The organism is Caballeronia sp. AZ7_KS35 (genome assembly GCF_023631045.1).
Taxonomy (GTDB): Bacteria; Pseudomonadota; Gammaproteobacteria; order Burkholderiales; family Burkholderiaceae; genus Caballeronia; species Caballeronia zhejiangensis.
In genome coordinates this window covers 17,148-34,039 of the sequence record NZ_JALQDV010000036.1, presented here as the reverse complement: position 1 = coordinate 34,039, position 16,892 = coordinate 17,148, and the positions used below count along the sequence as shown (strand labels likewise).

The following is a 16,892-nucleotide window of genomic DNA, read 5'->3' as shown; positions in this document are numbered from 1 at the left end:
GCCGGAACGTTTCACGAAATGATTTGGCGCTTCATCCAGCGAGATACCCGTTCTCCCGGAACCAGTCCAGCGCGTCCTTCAGACCTTGCGCGTACGGCCGCGCGGCGTAGCCCAGCTCGCGTTCCGCCTTCGCCGACGTGAAGTACATCTTGTTCTTCGACATGCGCAGCGCGTCGACGGTCACGAACGGCTCCTTTCCGCTCACTTTCGCGAACAGCTCCGCGCCGATCGCGAGCGGATAAAGCGGCCCGCGCGGCAGCTTGATGGTCGGCGGCTTGCGCCCGACGAATCCGGCGATGTCCGCCAACATCTGCTGCAAGGGCAGATTCTCGCCGCCCAGGATATATCGCTCGCCGATCTTGCCGCGTTCGAGCGCGAGAAAGTGCCCGTTCGCGACATCGTCGACGTGCACGAGATTGAGGCCCGTATCGACGAACGCGGGGATCTTGCCGGTCGCCGCTTCGACGATGATGCGCCCGGTCGGTGTCGGGCGCACGTCGCGCGGGCCGATCGGCGTCGACGGATTCACGATCACCGCCGGCAGCGCGTTCTGCGCGACCATGCGCTCGACCGCGCGCTCCGCGAGCACCTTGCTGCGCTTGTATGCGCCGATGGTGCTCTGCGCATCCGACGGCTTCGTCTCGTCGACGATCGCGCCCGAGCTCGTCACCTTGAGCGTCGCGACGCTGCTGGTATAAACGATGCGCTCGACACCTTCGGACAGCGCCGCGCGCATCGTCGCTTCGGTGCCTTCGAGATTCGCGCGTTCGATTTCGGCCGGATCCGGCGCCCAGATGCGGTAATCGGCGGCTACGTGAAACAGGAAGCGGCAGCCCTTGAGCGCGGCGCGCATGGACGCTTCGTCGCGCATGTCGCCGACGACGATCTCCGCGTCCAGCGATTCGACGTTCTTGCGCGGGCTGGTCTTGCGCACGAGCACGCGCACGTCGAAACCGCGTTCGATGGCGAGCCGCGCGACCGCGGAACCGACGAACCCCGAAGCACCCGTGACGAGCACGCGAGAGCCGGAAAAATCAGTCATTCTTACCTCGTTGAAAACGTCCGCGCGGCCTCGATTGTAACGATTGCCGCGCCGAAAAAAGGCTGCAAAGCCCGATGTGACAAGGGCTTGCGGCTCATGCTATGGTCCTCGCCTGCCGCGGCCGCGAGGACCGCGCAAAACATGGACACAACCGGTAAGCGATGCCTCAAGACACTCGAAACCTAAGCGCCTGGATTTACCTCGCAATCGCAATCACGCTCGCCGTGGTGTTCTGCATCGACGTGCTCACGCCGATCCGCATCGCGATCTGGGTGTTCTACGTGCTGCCCGTCGTGCTCTGCGTCTGGGCCGACCGCCCCGCCGTGCCGATCGTCACGGCGGGCGTCTCGACCGTGCTGACGCTCGCAGGATACGCACTCGCCGCCACCGATCCGAACACGAGCCGCGACGTGCTGCAGATCAACCGCGCAATGGGCATCGTCGTCATGCTCGCGCTCGCAGCGGTGGCGCATCTGTATATCAAATCGCGGCTCGCCGTACAACGCACGACCTGGCTGCAACAGGGCATCGTGCAACTCGCGCAGAAATTGCGCGGCGAGCAGTCTCCGGCTTCGATCGGCGTGAGCATCCTGCGTTCGATCATTCCGTACGTGAATGCAAAAGTCGGCGTCGTCTACGCGCTCGAAGGCGATGCGCTCGTGCGGGTCGCGTCGTGGGCGCTGCCGGACGATGCCAGCGCGCCAGCGAGGATACCGCGCGGCCAGGGACTCGTCGGACAGGCAGTCGAAGAGGCGCGCGTGCTCGAATTGCGCGACGCGTCCGCGCACTATCTGAAGGCCGGTTCGGCGCTGGGATCGGCGGCGGCGTCGCGCGTCGTGATCGCGCCGCTTCTCGCCGATGGCGACGTCGTGGGCGCGATCGAACTCGGCTTCGTCGGCAACGAAGGCCGTTTCGACGATACCCGCGCGCTGCTCGACATGGCCTCGGAACCGATCGGCATGGCGCTGCGTTCGTCGCGGTATCGCGCGCGTCTCGTCGAACTGCTCGAAGAAACGCAGCGCCAGAGCGAGGAATTGCAGGTCCAGCAGGAAGAGTTGCGCGTGTCGAACGAGGAACTGGAGGAGCGCGGCCGCGCGCTGCAGGATTCGCAGGCGCGTCTCGAACAGCAGCAGGCCGAGCTCGAACAGACCAACGTGCAGCTCGAAGAGCACACGCAACATCTGGAGCGGCAAAAGTCCGAGCTGATGCAGGCGCAGCAGGAACTGACCGCGAACGCGCTGGAAATGGAGCGCGCGAGCCAGTACAAGTCGGAGTTCCTCGCGAACATGTCGCACGAACTGCGCACGCCGCTCAACAGTTCGCTGATCCTCGCGAAACTCTTGCAGGACAACAAGCAAGGCAACCTGACCGAGGAACAGGTGCGCTTCGCCGCGACGATCCATTCGTCGAACAGCGATCTGCTTTCGCTCATCAACGACATTCTCGATTTGTCCAAGGTCGAGGCCGGACAGATGGACGTGCAGTTCGCGCACACATCCGTCGATGCGATCCTGCAGACGTTGCAGCAATCGTTCGCGCCCATCGCGGCGAACAAGGGCGTCGAATTCGTCACCGCGCACGGCGAGAACGTGCCGCAATACTTCGTCACCGACAGCCAGCGGCTCTTGCAGGTGCTGCGCAATCTGCTGTCGAACGCATTCAAGTTCACCGAGCGCGGCCGCGTGACGGTCGCGGTCGAGCGCGCCGGCGACAACGCGCTGCGTTTCGATGTGCGCGACACGGGCATCGGCATCGCGCGCGACAAGCAAGAGATGATCTTCCAGGCGTTCCAGCAAGCCGACGGCACCACGAGCCGCAAATACGGCGGCAGCGGCCTCGGATTGTCGATTTCGCGCGAGTTTTCGCGACTGCTCGGCGGATCGGTGTCCGTGTCGAGCGAACTGGGGCAGGGCAGCGTGTTTTCGGTGACGCTGCCGATCGCGGCGCACGAAGGCACCGTCACCGCGAAGCTCGATACGATCGGTCACATGCGGGAAGCGCAGCCCATGGCCGCGCCCGCGCCCGCGCCTGCACCTGCGCCAGCGCCTGCGCCTGCGCCTGCGCCGGTACAGCCGATGCCGGCGCCCATGGTCAGTCCGGAGCCGCTCGGCATCGCCGACGACCGCGCCGACCGCAAGCGTCCGGATCGCGTGATTCTCGTCATCGAGGACGATCAGCCGTTCGCGCGCATCCTCTACGATCTCGCGCACGAACTCGATTTCGACTGCGTGCACGCGGCGACCGCCACGCAAGGCGTCGAGCTCGCGCGTTCGCTGCAGCCGAACGGCATTCTGCTCGATATCGGCCTGCCGGATCAGTCGGGCCTCACCGTGCTCGAATGGCTCAAGCACGATCCGCTCACGCGTCACATTCCGATTCACATCGTCTCCGCGACCGATCACGCCGATGTCGCGCTGCATCTCGGCGCGATCGGCTACACGCTGAAGCCGAGCGCGCGCGAAGAACTGGCGCACGCGATCCGCAAGCTCGAAGCGCGCTCGTCGCAGGGCATGCGCCGCGTGCTCGTCGTCGAGGACGATCCGGCGTTGCGTCAGAGCATTCACGCGCTGCTCGCGAGCGACACGGTGGGCATCGTCGAGGCAGGATCGATCGCGGAGGCCATCGAGGAGATGCAGCGCGTGCCGTTCGATTGCGTCGTGATGGATCTCGCGCTGCCCGACGGCTCCGGTTACGAACTGCTCGAACGCGTGTCGACGAGCGGCGGGCACGCGTCGCCGCCGGTCATCGTCTATACGGGACGCCTGCTGTCGCAGGAAGAAGAGCAGCGCCTGCGCCGCTATTCGAAATCGATCATCATCAAGGGAGCGAAATCGCCGGAGCGTCTGCTCGACGAAGTGACGCTGTTCCTGCATAGCGTGGAAAGCGCGCTGCCGCCGGAGCAGCAGCGCATGCTGCGCGCGGCGCGTCAGCGCGACGACGTGTTCGAAGGCCGCACGATCCTGCTCGTCGAAGACGACGTGCGCAACATCTTCGCGCTGTCGCGCGTGATCGAGCCGCTCGGCGCCACGCTCGAAATCGCGCGCAACGGACGCGAAGCGCTCGAAGCGCTCGCGCGCCGCAGCGATATCGACCTCGTGCTGATGGACATCATGATGCCCGAAATGGACGGCCTGACCGCGATGACCGAAATCCGCAAGCGCACGGAGCACGCGCGTCTGCCGATCATCGCGCTGACGGCGAAAGCGATGCCGAGCGATCGCGAGAAATGTCTCGAGGCAGGTGCGGACGATTACATATCGAAACCCATCGACGTGGATAAGCTCGTGTCTTTATGTCGGGTTTGGTTGCGGCAGCGATGAACATGGCGAACGACGGCAGTCACGACGAAGAAGCGACGTTCGACATCGAACTGAAGCTGATTCTGGAAGCGATCTACCTGCGCTATCAGCACGACTTCCGGCATTACTCGATGAGTTCGCTGAGAAGACGCCTCGCGCAAGCCGTGAACGATCTCGGCCTGCCGACGCTCTCGCATTTGCAGGAGCGGATTCTGCGCGATCCGGCGCTGTTCGCGCGGCTGTTCCAGTACCTCACGGTGCAGGTGAGCGAGATGTTCCGCGATCCGCACTACTTTCGCGCGATTCGCGAGCAGGTCGTGCCGATTCTGCAGACGTATCCGTCGATCAAGGTCTGGGTCGCGGGATGCAGCACCGGCGAGGAATTGTGGTCGCTCGCCGTGCTCTTCGCCGAAGAGAAGATCGCGGATCGCACCGTGTTCTACGCGACCGACATCAACGCCGAAGCGCTGCGTCAGGCCGAGAGCGGCATCTATCCGCTGGAACGCATGGCGAGCTTCAGTCAGAACTATCTGGCGGCGGGCGGCAAGCGTTCGCTGTCGGACTACTATCACGCCGCGTACGGCGCGGCGAAGTTCTCGCAGACGCTCAAGTCGCGCGTCGTGTTCGCGGATCACAGTCTCGCGACCGACAGCGTGTTTCTCGAAGCGCATCTCGTGTCGTGCCGCAATGTGCTGATCTATTTCGATCGCGCGTTGCAGGATCGCGCGCTCGGTCTGTTCAGCGATTCGCTCGTGCGGCGCGGATTTCTCGGGCTCGGCAGCAAGGAAAGCCTGCGCTTTTCCACCTATGCAGACCGCTTCGCGGATTTCAATGCGCGCGAGCGGCTTTACCAGAAGGTGTGACGATGTTCGACGCGCATCGCATCGGAGCAGTCGTGATCGGCGCATCGGCGGGCGGCGTCGAGGCGCTCAATCATCTGTTGCCCGCGCTGCCGAAGACGTTCGTGCTGCCCGTGCTGATCGTCGTGCATGTGCGGCAAGGACAGCCGAGCCTCTTGCCGGGATTGTTCGCGTCGCGCTGCGAACTGGCCGTCGAAGAGCCGTTCGACAAGGACGAGATCGCGCCCGGCACCGTGTATTTCGCGCCGCCGGGATATCACATGCTCGTCGAGGCGGAAGGCGGCGCGGCGCCGGCGATCGCGCTGTCGGTCGATCCGCCGGTGCGCTTCTCGCGGCCATCGGTGGACGTGCTGTTCGAATCGGCGGCGCATGCGTATGGCGAACGTCTGCTCGGCATCGTGCTCTCCGGCGCGAACGACGACGGCGCCCGCGGCGCGCGCGCGATCCGCGAGGCGGGCGGCGCGTGCTGGGCGCAGAACCCGGAGACGGCCTCGGCCCCGGCGATGCCGCTCGCGGCGATCGCTGAGGACGCGGTGAATGAAGTACTGACGCTCGATGAAATGGCGTTGCGGCTGTCGCAATGCATCGGCCGGCAGCCATGAAAAGAAGGCAAGGAGTCACCAGATGACGCAACCCATCCACGTGCTGATCGTCGATGACATTCGCAACAACATCACCGCGCTCGAAGCGTCGCTCGCGCGGCCGGATCTGTCGGTGCTGAAGGCCGAGTCGGGCCCCGCCGCGCTGGAGCTGCTGCTCAAGCACGAAGTCGCGCTCGCGATCCTCGACGTCAACATGCCGGGCATGGACGGCTTCGAGCTCGCCGAACTGATGCGCGGCAGCCCGCGCACCGCGCACGTGCCGATCATCTTTCTCACGGCGACGGCGCAGGACGCGAGCCGCACGTTTCGCGGCTATGAAGCGGGCGCGGTGGATTTTCTCTACAAGCCCTTCGATTCGCGCATCCTCAATTCGAAGGTCGATGTCTTCATTCAGATGGAGCGTCAGAAGCAGCAACTCGCGACGCAGCTCGCGACCGTGCAGCAACTGCTCGATGCGAACGAAATGCTGATGGCCGTGCTCGGTCACGATCTGCGCACGCCGCTTTCCGCGGTCATCGCGTCGGCGGAATATCTCGCGCGTTTCGTGCAGGACGAGAACGTGGCGAACATCGGCACGCGCATCAAGTCGAGCGGCATGCGCATGGTGCGGATGGTGGATCAGTTGCTGAACCTTGCGCGTCTGCGTGGCGGGCGCGTGACGCTGCAGCCGCGCGCCGTCGAGTTGATGACGCTCGCGAAGAATATCGTCGATGAATACGAGGCGCGCGTCGGCAAGGGGCGCATCTTCGTGCTGCGTCAGGGCGACACGCTGTTGCAGGGCGACGGCGATCTGCTGTCGCAGGTCTTCTCGAATCTCATCGGCAACGCGCTGCAGCACGGTCACGAAGGCTCGGCGATTCAAGTGCGCCTCGACGGCAACGCCGAGGACATCACCATCGCGGTGCAAAACGCCGGCGAGATTCCCGCGGACGTTCTGCCGACGATCTTCGCGCCGTATCGATCGGGCCGGCGTCAGAACGAGTCGAGCGGCCTCGGGCTGGGGCTTTACATCACGCGTGAAATCGCGCAGATGCATGGCGGCGACGTATCCGTGCGCTCGACGTCCGAAACGGGCACGGTGTTCGAAGTGAGGTTGCCGCGCGTGCCGCATCCGCGCTCGGGCGAACACGCCGACATGGCGCAGCCCTTTCGCCTGAGTTGAAGCGCGTGTCTACAATGCGCCTATGAACACTGGAAAGGAGTAAGCGCGATGCCGGGCCCGGATCTGGATACGAGAATCGAAACCTATTACGTGCGTGTGCGCGGCGTCGTGCAGGGCGTCGGTTTCAGGCATCACACGGTGCGCAAGGCGCATGCGCTGGGCGTGCGCGGCTGGGTCGCCAATCTTGATGACGGCTCCGTCGAAGCGGTCGTGCAGGGCGCGGCCAATCAGGTCGATCTGATGCTCGAATGGCTGCGACGCGGGCCGCCGCATGCCCGCGTCACCGAGTTTCACAGCGAGGAGCGCCACATCGAGAAACGCTACGAGCGCTTCGAGCAGCACTAACGCGCGACCAGCAGGCTCTCCGCGAACTTCCATTCCTCGTCGCGCCACTGATGCGTGCATTCGAAGCCCGCATCGGCGGCGATGGGCGCGACTTCATCGGCCGCATATTTGTGGCTGCTTTCCGTCCAGATCGTTTCGCCTTCGCGGAAGTCCACGCGCAGATCCGCGCCGCGCACGCGTACGGAAAGCGCGCGCTTCGCACGCAAATGCATCTCGACGCTGCGCGCATCCGGATTGAAGCGCGCGACGTGCTCGAAGGCGTCGATCGGAAAGTCGCCGCCCAGTTCGCGATTGATGCGCGCGAGCATGTTCAGGTTGAACGCGGCCGTCACGCCGATCGGATCGTCGTACGCGGCGATCAACACCGGCAGCGGCTTGATGAGATCGGTGCCGAGCAGAAGCGCGTCGCCAGGTTGCAGCATGCCGCGAATCGAGCACAGGAACTTCGTCGCCGCAAGCCGCGCGAAATTGCCGATGGTGCTGCCGAGAAACAGCACGAGCAGTCTTTCGCCGTCCTTGCGCTTGGCGCTGACTTCGGAGAGTCCGGCGAGGTAGTCGCGTTCATGTCCGACAATCGACACGCGCTCGATATCGCTCAGTTCGCGCCGGCACAACTGCAATGCGGTGCGCGAAATTTCAATCGGATGATAGGCGGTCGGCTGCTTCTTACACAGCGCTTCCAGGATGCGGCGCGTCTTGCGGCCGCTGCCGCTGCCGAGTTCCGCGACCTGAATGTCGCCGGGCATCGCCGCGACGATATCCGTCGCGTGGTCCTTCAGCACGCGCTCTTCGGCGCGCGTCACGCCGTACTCGGGCAGCGCGGTGATCACTTCGAAGAGGGCCGAACCCACTTCGTCATACAGATACATCGACGGCAGTTCTTTCTGCGGACGCTTGCTGAGTCCTGTGTGCACAGCCTCTGCGAAGGCATTGTTGAAGCGGGGGGAAAGGGCAGCTTGAGTCATGACGTCTCCATCGATGCGGCGTTTTCTTCGCGTGCCACCGGGAAACGATGGCACGGCGCGTTGTTGCAGCGGATGCTTCGACGTGAGCGGCGGATGATCGCGCGGTGTGCCGCTCGGACTGAGGGACAGGCCGGCTGAACGCGCCGGACCGACAAGGGTCGCCGATCAACATGACCGGCAAAAGACAACCGCAAGAGACAATGTTCACGCGGCAGAGTTCATGCCGAATGCGAAGCATGAAGGAAGCAAAAAGCGGGCGCGCGCGGCAGTTTTCTTTGAAGCGCGTTCCGAAAACAAAGCGCTCGCGGCGTTTAGAATGCGCAGTTCACGTTGTGTCCGGCTTGCATTCACCTTCAACGCGCAGCGACTTCCCGATGAATCAGCATGACCTCGCGCGCGGCATCGCGCTGTCCGTCGCGGCTTCCGCGCTCTTCGCGCTCATGTCGGGCTACACGAAATGGCTCGCGCCGCTCGACGGCCTCGACATCTTCGCGTGGCGTATCGTGTGGACATTGCCGGGCGCGCTCGCGCTGGTCGCCGTGAGAAAGCGCTGGCCGCAATTATGCGCGCTCGTCGCGAGGCTCGCCAAAACGCCGCGACTGCTGCTGATGTTCGCGATCACGGCCGCGCTGCTCGGCCTGCAGTTGTGGATCTTTCTCTGGGCGCCGCTGCACGGGCGCGCGCTCGAAGTATCGCTCGGCTATTTCCTGCTTCCCCTCGCGATGGTGCTGCTCGGACGCTTTCACTACGGCGAGCGGCTCGATGGATTCCAGTGGGCAGGCGTCGCGGCGGCGGCCGTCGGCGTTGCGCATGAGCTCATCGCCACGCATGCGTTCGCATGGCCGACGCTCGTCGTGATGCTCGGTTATCCGCCGTACTTCATGTTGCGTCGACGGCTCAACGCGGACCCGCTCGTGTCGTTCGCGGTGGAGATCATGCTGATGTCGCCCGTCGCCGCGCTCATGCTGTTCGCGCGCGGCGCGTTCACGGAGGTCGCGGGCGCGCCGCATCTGTGGCTCGTGCTGCTTCCCGGACTCGGCGCATTGAGCACGATCGCGCTCGCGTCGTATCTGCGCGCGAGCCGTCATCTGCCGCTCGCGCTATTCGGCATTCTTGGCTATGTGGAACCGGTGCTGCTCGTCGGCGTGGCGGTGCTGCTGCTCGGCGAGCCGTTTTCAGCGCACCAGCTCGGGACTTATGTGCCGATCTGGATCGCTGTCGTGCTGACGGGCGTGCATAGCGCGCGTCTTCTGATGCGCTCGCGCAAAAAGGCATCGCCGATGCCGATGAGCGAGCATCATGCGAGCGTCGAGCATGAAACCGTCGCGGATGAAATCGAGCGCGTGGATTGATCAGCGCGCCCCGTGCGTTTCGATGGGGGCGTCGTGCGGATCGCGCATGAGGTCGAGCCCGAGCACGACGCCATCGAAACGCGTGCCGCGCTGATCCGAGAACATAGGCAAGTAAAAAGGCGAGCCCGAAGGCTCGCCTGAATCGAACGCACCGGTCTGTTGATATGCAATGCCCGATGCGCAATGCGAGGGACGCTCGCCTCCCTTACTTCTTCGCCGCGTCGACCTTCGCATCGGCGGCCGACTTGTTCGCGTCGTTTTGTGCTTCGACCTTTTCCTTGTCGGCCTTCGCTTGTGCCACGTTGGCATCCTTCGCTGCGTCCTGCTTTTTCTTGTCGGCCTTGCTTTGTGCAGCGTGCTTTTTCTTGTCGGCTTTCGCCTGTGCCTTGGCGGCATCACCGCGAGCGTCGGAAGCCTGTTCCGGCGTGGTCGCCTGCGCTACCTTCGCGGCTTCCTTGTTGGCGTCGGCTTGCGCCGATGCCTTGTCCTCATTCGCCGATGCCTGCGCCTTGGCGGCGTCGCGCTGTGCTTCGGCCTTCTTCTTGTTGGCGCTCGCCTGCGCCTCGGCCTTTTCGTTGTTCGCCTTCAGTTGCGCTTTGCCGGCGTCGGTGGCGGCGGTTTGCGCGAATACGGTGGAGACCAGCATGGCGGATGCGAGAGCAGCGACGATCTTCTTCATGGTTTGAAACTCCCTTGATCTTTTATTCGAGGACGCGTGGCGCGCAGTGCGCCGCGCTGACGATGAAAACGCCGCGTGCTTCGATCCAGTTGACGTTCTTCTGGTGACAAACAGTAACCAGTGGCGAGCAAATGAAACGGCATGCGGTAAAAGCGGCGGGATTGCTGGGGCGCGAGCATCTGCGTTACCGAACCGGCTGAAAAAGCTGTTACGTCGTAGCGAATTCGCTTCCATTTGTAACTGTGGTTTTAACGATTGGGAATCCGAACGAATCAGCCTATTTGTAATCGTTGAAATGCGCGGTTACCAAGTAATGCAGTTATTTCTTAGCTGTCTGCTTAAGATGACTTCCACGAACCCGGCTAAACGGGAAATGGAGAAGCTCATGAAACGCACAGCACTTGTCTTGTTGATGATCGGTAGTCTGACGATGGCGGGCCAAGCCTCGGCGCACGGACACGGCGGTGGCCGCGGCCACGGCGGCGATGGCGGTGCGATCGTCGGCGCGCTGATCGGCGGTGCGGTGCTCGGTGCGCTGGTCACATCGGTCGCCAATGCTCAACCGGCTTACGCGCAACCCGTCTATCAGCAACCCGCGTATGCGGAGCCCGCCTACGCACAGCCTGTTTATGCGCAGCCGGCGCAGCCGCCTGGCTACTGCTACGACAACTATCGCAATGCGTACGTGCCGTGCGGCTACTGATCCACTGATCGTCTGACGCGATGAGACTCGCGGCACGTCCCTTGCGCTAATGCGGACACGGTCGTTGCACGACATACGCGACGACCGATACGCAAACTCGGGAGACTTGCAATGAACGCGACTACGAAGAAGTTGGTGATTTCCGCGCTGGTACTCGGCTTGTCGGGCGGCGTCTATGCGCAAGCGGGCGGCGGCGGTTCGATGGGCGCAGGCGGCAACGGTTCGGCCGGCGCAGGTTCAGCTGCGGGCGGCAAGGGCGGCGGCGTCGGTATGGGCGGAACGGGAATGGGCGGCTCGGCGGATGGCACGACCGGCACCGGCGCGAAGAGCGGCATGGGCAACGACGCGACCAACGGCATGAGCCAGGATCAGGGCACGGTGCAACGCAGTGCGCCGAACAACGGCAACATGAATTCGGGCGGCATGAAGTCCGACGGCAGTGGCACCAAAAAGGCCTATTGAAGCGAGGCCGGCGCGCAGTCGGGTGCGATCGCCGCGACGTCATCGGGACGTGTTGCGGCATCCGCCCGGCGGCGCGCGAGATTAAAGCTTATTGAGCGCTCGCCGACGCCGCATCGACGGATGCGGCCGGTTCGAACGCCTTTGCGCGCACGCTGACCTTCTCGGCGTAGGCGCGCGAACCGCCGTAGCTTTTCAGCGCGGCATCGACATCGCCCTGAGCGGACTTCACATACCCGTGCAGGATGGCAGAGCCCGTCTCGATGTTGTCTTCCGGATCCGTCAGATCGACGTTGCGCACCAGTTTCTTGTGCGCCGACGGCACCACTTGCATGAGGCCCGTTGCATTGTTCGGCCCTCGGGCGGTTTCCTTGAAGCGCGATTCGATCGAGATGATGGCGAGCAAAAGCGCCGGAGGCAGCGAATATTTCGACGCGGACGACATGACCGCCGTTGCGATGGTTTCCGCCTTTTGGCGCGCCACGCCGAATTTGCGCGTGAGCATTTCCGAAATCTTGTGACTTGCCTGCTCGGCCTTCGGGTCTTGCGCGACGGCGGACTGCGCGACCGGATTGCTGGCGGCGAGCGGATTGTCCTGTGCGTGGGCGGCAGGCGCGCCGTTCAGCGAGAGGGCAAGGGCGGCAAAGATGACAAGTACACGACGCATCGGATGGCCAGATCAAAGCGGAATCGCATTATAGCCACATAAAAAAGCCTTGTGGATCATGTACTTGTCTTAAATCTGATGTTTTGTTTCGCGGATCGGAAGGAATTACGTGCGTTCGGCACGCTTGGAAGCCGGCGCCGATATGCCTTCGCCCGCATCGTCCGAGAGACGCGCGAACATCGGGAGCGAGGCCAGGACGACCAGCGCCGTCACGATGAAACCGCACGCCAGTTGCCAGCGCTCGGTATGCGCGCTGCCGGAAACGAGCATCGTCGCCTGAATCGTGCCGGCGGCGACCGTCACGCCGACCGCCTTCATCAACTGTTGCGCGGTGCCCTGGAACGAGGTCGCGGCGGCGAGGCGCGGCTTGGGCACATCGGCGAAGGCGAGCGCGCCCATCGTCGCGAAACTCAGCGACCGGCCGAGTCCGCCGAGCAGCAGGAGCAGGAAGATCGCGGCGGCGGGCCAGGCCTGCGACATCGTCGAGCAGACGAGCAGCACGGCCGCGAACACGACGCTGCCCGCGCATAAAACCGTCCGCACGGAGAAGCGCCGCAGCGCGAGCGCCGTCATCGGGCGCATGCAGAACGAGCCGAGCGCGCTCGCGAACGTGACCAGGCCGCTCGCCGTCGCGCTGTAGCCAAAGCCCGTCTGTAGCGTCAGCGGCACGAGAAAGGGCAGCGCGCCCGCGCCGGCGCGAAACAGGCTGCCCGCGACCGTCGCGGCGTGGAACGTGGGGATCGAAAGCAACGAAAAGTCGATGGCCGGATTCGGCGCGCGCCGGCAATGCAGCACGGTCGCGCGAAAGAGCAGCAGGCCGACGGCGACGCAAATCCACGGCACGCCGGCCGGCAGCACGCCGCGCCCCGCGCTCTCGATGCCGATCATGAACAGACTCAGCGACGCGCCCGACATCAGCATGCCGCGCAGATCGGGCGGCGTGCGTTCTTCGGGCGGCGAAGGCGGCAATAACTTCCAGGTGAGAAAGAGACCGGCGACGCCGACCGGCACGTTGACCCAGAAGATGCTGCGCCACGAGAGCGCGTCGGTGAGAAAGCCGCCGAGCGGCGGGCCGAGCAACGGACCGACGAGCGCGGGCATCGTGAGCCATGTCGTCGCTTGCAGCAGTTCCTCGCGTTTGACGCCGCGAAACAGGATCAGACGGCCGACAGGCACCATCATCGCGCCGCCGAGGCCTTGCACAACGCGCGCGGCGAGCAGTTGCGGCAGGTTCATCGCCGCGGCGCACGCGACGGACGCGAGCGTGAACGTCGCGATCGCCCACATGAACACGCGGCGCGCGCCGAAACGGTCGGCGACCCAGCCGCTCGCGGGAATGAAGACGGTCAGCGCAACGAGATAGGCGGTGATCGCGCTGGACAGATGAACGGCGTCGACGTTCAGATCGCGGGCCATCGCCGGGATGGCGGTCGCGACGATCGTGCCGTCCATGTTTTGCATGAAGAGCGCCGAAGCGACGACGGCGGCGGTGATGCGGAAGTTGCCGCCTTTCACGATGCGGCGCTCGTATGCGCGCTGAAGGCTTGTTGCAAGTCGCTTTCGAATGGGAATGGACGCATGGCGCACAGTCTAGCGCGATACGCGAACGTGCGTGCTTCGATGCAGCGACGCCTAACTCAGCGCGACGCTCGCCACGATTTCCATGAAATGCGGCAGCGCGGGCGTGACGCGCCGCGCGTCCTTCGCTTCATCGTCCCATCGGCGCAGCGCGATGGCATCGCGCGCGTAAGGCTTCGCGAGAAAGGCCTGCGCGGTTTCATCGTCGAATATGCCGCCTTGCAATTGGAGGCTGCGCACCGAATCCGCCGACAGCCGCGCGTGATACGACGCATCGATCGCACAAAGGCAGCGTTTTGCATCGACGTGCAGGCGAATCGGTTCGAGCACGGCGTCGGAAAACAGCGGACGCAGAAACGGCAGCGCGAAGTACTGATGCAGATCGTCGATGCCGCGTTCGCTCGGTGTCTCGCCTTGCGGATTCAGCAGGTGCCCGAGATCGTGCAGCAAGGCCGCGACGATCAGCTCGCGGCTCGCGCCCGCCTGCTCGGCGAGCGTCGCGCTTTGCAGCGCGTGCTGCAATTGCGTGACCGGCTCGCCGCTATAGGCGATTGAACCGTGTTCATCGAAGAGATGACGGATGTCGTCGAGTGAAAGCGCCATCGTAAGGAAAGGGTCGGGCGGGTATGCTTGGAGCGAAATGACGCGCGATTCTCGCAAGGCTTTATGACGCGATGATGGCGCACGCAAAGCGTGCGTTGAACCTCATGCCTTTCTCTTTCCGCCGACGCCCCGAACTCGCAGGCCTCGATCGCGCTTCACGACGCGATGTGCGCCGCATCGCGTGGCATTTCGCGCAGCGTCATTGGACGCTGCATGCGCCGGCGTTCGTGTGGATCGTGTTCGTGCTGCTGCATACGCGTTATCACCTCGTACCGGAGCGGCGCGACTATCTGCTCATCACGCTTCTCATCTTCGTGGCGGGCGTGGTGAACATACGGCTGCATATCGCGCGCTATCTGAAGCCCGCGCGCGCCATCTTCGATTCGTTAGGCGCCATGGCCGCACGCGCGATCACCGGCCGCTAGCCGTTCGTGTTGCAATGCCGCATCGCGCGAAAAGACCCCGTTTTTCGCGTGTTAGGATGCTCGACGACCCGCACCCACCGAACGCAAGATGGCAACGTTATACGAAACGCTCGGCGTGGACGAGCACGCCACCGAAGAAGAAATCAAACGCGCGTATCGCAAGGCCGCGATGCGTTGCCACCCGGATCGCAACGTGGGCAACGAAGACGTCGCCCGCGCGAAGTTCCTCGAGATCAAGGAAGCCTACGCGATTCTCTCCGACCCCGCGCAACGCGAGGTCTACGACCGCATCTACACGGAAGAGATGCGCCGCTGGGAAGAGCGCGTGCGGCAGGAAGAAGCCGAACGCGAAGCGCGCGAAACGAAGGAGCGTGAAGCCCGCGAGGCGCTCTATGCGCAGCGCGTATCGCTCGCGATGCGCTTTGCATCGAAAGGCCATAATCGTGACGTCGTGTTCGGCGTGCTGCTCGGCGCGCAATGCGACGAGTCGACCGCGCGTCAGATCGCGGACAGCGCGATCGCGCTGCACGAATCGCGTCAGGCCAGGGAAGAATCGAAAGAGAAAGAGCGCGAAGAAGAACCGGTCGCGGCGAAGAAAGAAGAGAAGGAACCGGCGGCTACCGACGCGTCGAATCCGCTCGGCGCGATGTGGTTCCAGTTCCTCAACAACCTGCGTTTCTGAACCGCCTCAGGCCGCGAGTCTTTCGCCGCGCATGTTGCTTTGCTTCGGTGCGGGCGGATACACGCACCAGTGCCCGTCATCGTGGCGGAAGAAGAACAGCGCTCGCGACACCGCGCCGTGCAACGCCTCGACGCATACATAGCGCCGCCTGTCGGCACGCGTGCGGCTGAACTGCCTCACATGCACCGGCATGCTGCCCGGCGCGAGCCATTTTTCTACCTGATAACGAAGGGACTGCTCGTTCGCGCATTTCATTTCAGTCTCCAGCACGCGGCTTTCATGTTAGGGATAACGGCCGAACACGCCGATGATTGAAGCCCTATCAGTGAAACCCCTGCCGCGACGCATCACATTCTTGACAAAGCACTTGAACTCTACGCTTCAAATCCTGAGCCGTGCCCGTTTTGGCGAAATAGCAACAGCGAGCTTGAACGCGTCTTTCGCCGTGCTCGTTGATGAAAGATGCGTAGCGCTGTTGAACTCATCGTCTTGCAACGCGATGCGAGGGTATGTGCGCGATCGGTCATATGAAATGGCCGATTCGTACGTTACCCGTCACTGGTTTCAAAGCGAACGTCGTGCCTGAGTCGTGCGAATCAGAGCGGGCGCGCGAAGCTGAGTTCGTGGCCGTCCAGATCGGTGAGATGGAAATAGCGCTCGTTCCAGGGCGCATCGCGTGGCGCGAATTGCGGCTCGAGGCCGTGTGCCACTGCTTTCCGATAGAACGCGTCCACATCGGACACATGGATGATGACGCGGCCCCAGAAACGAATCGGGTCGTGCGTCTCGCTGGTCAGATTGAGAAACGAACTGCCGAGCGCGAACGAAGTAAAGGCCTCGTTCGCGCCGCCGTGGACGATGCGAAAACCGAGCGCCTCATAGAAGCGCACGGCGCGCGGCATGTCGTTCGTCGCGAGCGTGATCGCGCTCAGGCTTTCGACGCGTGCCTCGTCGCTTGATTCTTCCATGCTGTCGTTCGTCATCCTGGATGATGCTGATGCGACACGAGCGGCAGCACCGAAAGATCCGGATGCGTGCCATCGACGATGCTCTTGCCGATATGCCGCGCATCGTCCACGGCGTCCTGCGCGCGCGTGTAGGCGTCGTCGCCGTCGGCATGGAAGTGCACCGCTTCGCCCGGCGTGTTCGCGTTCGCGCCGGGCCTGCACACATATCCGACATACACGTAGCGCTCCATCGTGCTCGGCGGCGCATGTTCGGGCGTGGGCTTCAGTTGCGGCTGCACGTGGATCTCGAAACCTTCGTAGTCGAAAACGTGCCATTGAGCGGGATCGTCAGGCATGACCGCCTCCTTGGTGTAGCGTTCGCTCGCGATTCAACGTTACTCCTGTTGGCGCGATGAAGCCACCGCGAAGCGCATTCGCGTCAGAAGAAATGCGTATGTGTGGCGCGGGAAATTGACAGCGTCTTCGCGCGCGGCGGATACTTTCCGGCGCACTTGCTTGAAG

The 16,892-nt window shown here is 63.7% G+C and carries 19 protein-coding genes; 10 read left to right on the top strand and 9 right to left on the bottom strand.

The window, feature by feature from the left end:
- Positions 1-31 precede the first annotated feature (31 nt).
- Entirely contained in the window at positions 32-1,042 is a 1,011-nt protein-coding gene (gene hpnA / locus NCT05_RS22135; protein WP_250503174.1) for a hopanoid-associated sugar epimerase, read from the bottom strand.
- 161 nt (positions 1,043-1,203) lie between these two features.
- Between hpnA and NCT05_RS22130 the strand changes: the two genes are divergently transcribed.
- Genes NCT05_RS22130 through NCT05_RS22110 form a run of 5 tightly spaced genes read left to right on the top strand, consistent with a single transcriptional unit; the run spans position 1,204 to position 7,310 of the window.
- Positions 1,204-4,362, top strand: a complete 3,159-nt coding sequence (locus NCT05_RS22130; protein ID WP_250503173.1) for a response regulator — start codon at positions 1,204-1,206, stop codon at positions 4,360-4,362.
- The gene (locus NCT05_RS22125; protein WP_008354292.1) at positions 4,359-5,204 is read left to right on the top strand and encodes a CheR family methyltransferase; all 846 of its coding nucleotides are present in this window, start codon (positions 4,359-4,361) and stop codon (positions 5,202-5,204) included. Before NCT05_RS22130 ends, NCT05_RS22125 begins: the two co-directional genes overlap by 4 nt.
- A 2-nt stretch (positions 5,205-5,206) precedes the next feature.
- On the top strand, positions 5,207-5,803 hold the full coding sequence (locus NCT05_RS22120; RefSeq protein ID WP_008354293.1) for a chemotaxis protein CheB: 597 nt from the start codon (positions 5,207-5,209) through the stop codon (positions 5,801-5,803).
- A gap of 22 nt (positions 5,804-5,825) precedes the next feature.
- Positions 5,826-6,965: a hybrid sensor histidine kinase/response regulator gene (locus NCT05_RS22115; protein ID WP_175982330.1), complete on the top strand. Its 1,140-nt coding sequence runs from the start codon at positions 5,826-5,828 to the stop codon at positions 6,963-6,965.
- A 48-nt stretch (positions 6,966-7,013) separates the two neighbouring features.
- On the top strand, positions 7,014-7,310 hold the full coding sequence (locus tag NCT05_RS22110) for an acylphosphatase (RefSeq protein ID WP_008354295.1): 297 nt from the start codon (positions 7,014-7,016) through the stop codon (positions 7,308-7,310).
- On the opposite strand, the gene egtD is transcribed toward NCT05_RS22110, so the two are convergent.
- Entirely contained in the window at positions 7,307-8,275 is a 969-nt protein-coding gene (gene egtD, locus NCT05_RS22105; protein WP_250503172.1) for an L-histidine N(alpha)-methyltransferase, read from the bottom strand. The two genes, NCT05_RS22110 and egtD, sit on opposite strands and share 4 nt — an antisense overlap.
- Positions 8,276-8,649: 374 nt before the next feature.
- Here egtD and rarD point away from each other — a divergent pair, with 374 nt between their 5' ends.
- Positions 8,650-9,627 (top strand): EamA family transporter RarD, encoded by a 978-nt coding sequence (gene rarD / locus NCT05_RS22100; RefSeq protein WP_250503171.1) that lies wholly within the window; start codon positions 8,650-8,652, stop codon positions 9,625-9,627.
- Between the two features lie 205 nt (positions 9,628-9,832).
- Here the strand turns inward: rarD and NCT05_RS22095 are convergent, their stop codons facing one another.
- Positions 9,833-10,540, bottom strand: a complete 708-nt coding sequence (locus NCT05_RS22095) for a hypothetical protein (RefSeq protein ID WP_250503170.1) — start codon at positions 10,538-10,540, stop codon at positions 9,833-9,835.
- A gap of 151 nt (positions 10,541-10,691) precedes the next feature.
- Between NCT05_RS22095 and NCT05_RS22090 the strand changes: the two genes are divergently transcribed.
- Entirely contained in the window at positions 10,692-11,009 is a 318-nt protein-coding gene (locus NCT05_RS22090; protein ID WP_033535970.1) for a hypothetical protein, read from the top strand.
- A gap of 111 nt (positions 11,010-11,120) precedes the next feature.
- On the top strand, positions 11,121-11,471 hold the full coding sequence (locus NCT05_RS22085; RefSeq protein ID WP_175982327.1) for a hypothetical protein: 351 nt from the start codon (positions 11,121-11,123) through the stop codon (positions 11,469-11,471).
- An 88-nt stretch (positions 11,472-11,559) separates the two neighbouring features.
- Here the strand turns inward: NCT05_RS22085 and NCT05_RS22080 are convergent, their stop codons facing one another.
- The 3 genes from NCT05_RS22080 to NCT05_RS22070 all read right to left on the bottom strand — a co-directional run bounded on the left by NCT05_RS22080 (position 11,560) and on the right by NCT05_RS22070 (position 14,316).
- Positions 11,560-12,135, bottom strand: a complete 576-nt coding sequence (locus tag NCT05_RS22080; protein ID WP_008354302.1) for a transglycosylase SLT domain-containing protein — start codon at positions 12,133-12,135, stop codon at positions 11,560-11,562.
- 105 nt (positions 12,136-12,240) lie between these two features.
- On the bottom strand, positions 12,241-13,650 hold the full coding sequence (locus NCT05_RS22075; protein ID WP_033535971.1) for a DHA2 family efflux MFS transporter permease subunit: 1,410 nt from the start codon (positions 13,648-13,650) through the stop codon (positions 12,241-12,243).
- Between the two features lie 117 nt (positions 13,651-13,767).
- Positions 13,768-14,316 (bottom strand): phosphonate degradation HD-domain oxygenase, encoded by a 549-nt coding sequence (locus tag NCT05_RS22070; RefSeq protein ID WP_250503169.1) that lies wholly within the window; start codon positions 14,314-14,316, stop codon positions 13,768-13,770.
- A 104-nt stretch (positions 14,317-14,420) separates the two neighbouring features.
- On the opposite strand from NCT05_RS22070, the gene NCT05_RS22065 reads away from it, so the two are divergent.
- Together NCT05_RS22065 and NCT05_RS22060 are read left to right on the top strand one after the other, a co-directional pair.
- A complete protein-coding gene (locus NCT05_RS22065; protein WP_239295348.1) occupies positions 14,421-14,741 on the top strand; it encodes a hypothetical protein in 321 nt (106 codons plus the stop codon).
- 88 nt (positions 14,742-14,829) lie between these two features.
- The gene (locus tag NCT05_RS22060; RefSeq protein WP_250503168.1) at positions 14,830-15,423 is read left to right on the top strand and encodes a J domain-containing protein; all 594 of its coding nucleotides are present in this window, start codon (positions 14,830-14,832) and stop codon (positions 15,421-15,423) included.
- Positions 15,424-15,429: 6 nt separating this feature from the next.
- On the opposite strand, the gene NCT05_RS22055 is transcribed toward NCT05_RS22060, so the two are convergent.
- From NCT05_RS22055 to NCT05_RS22045, 3 genes are all read right to left on the bottom strand, one after another.
- Complete coding sequence (locus tag NCT05_RS22055; protein ID WP_008354307.1) at positions 15,430-15,678, bottom strand: hypothetical protein; 249 nt, start codon at positions 15,676-15,678, stop codon at positions 15,430-15,432.
- A gap of 341 nt (positions 15,679-16,019) precedes the next feature.
- Complete coding sequence (locus NCT05_RS22050; protein WP_250503167.1) at positions 16,020-16,391, bottom strand: VOC family protein; 372 nt, start codon at positions 16,389-16,391, stop codon at positions 16,020-16,022.
- Positions 16,392-16,402: 11 nt separating this feature from the next.
- The gene (locus tag NCT05_RS22045; RefSeq protein WP_175982322.1) at positions 16,403-16,726 is read right to left on the bottom strand and encodes a hypothetical protein; all 324 of its coding nucleotides are present in this window, start codon (positions 16,724-16,726) and stop codon (positions 16,403-16,405) included.
- Between the last annotated feature and the right edge of the window lie 166 nt (positions 16,727-16,892).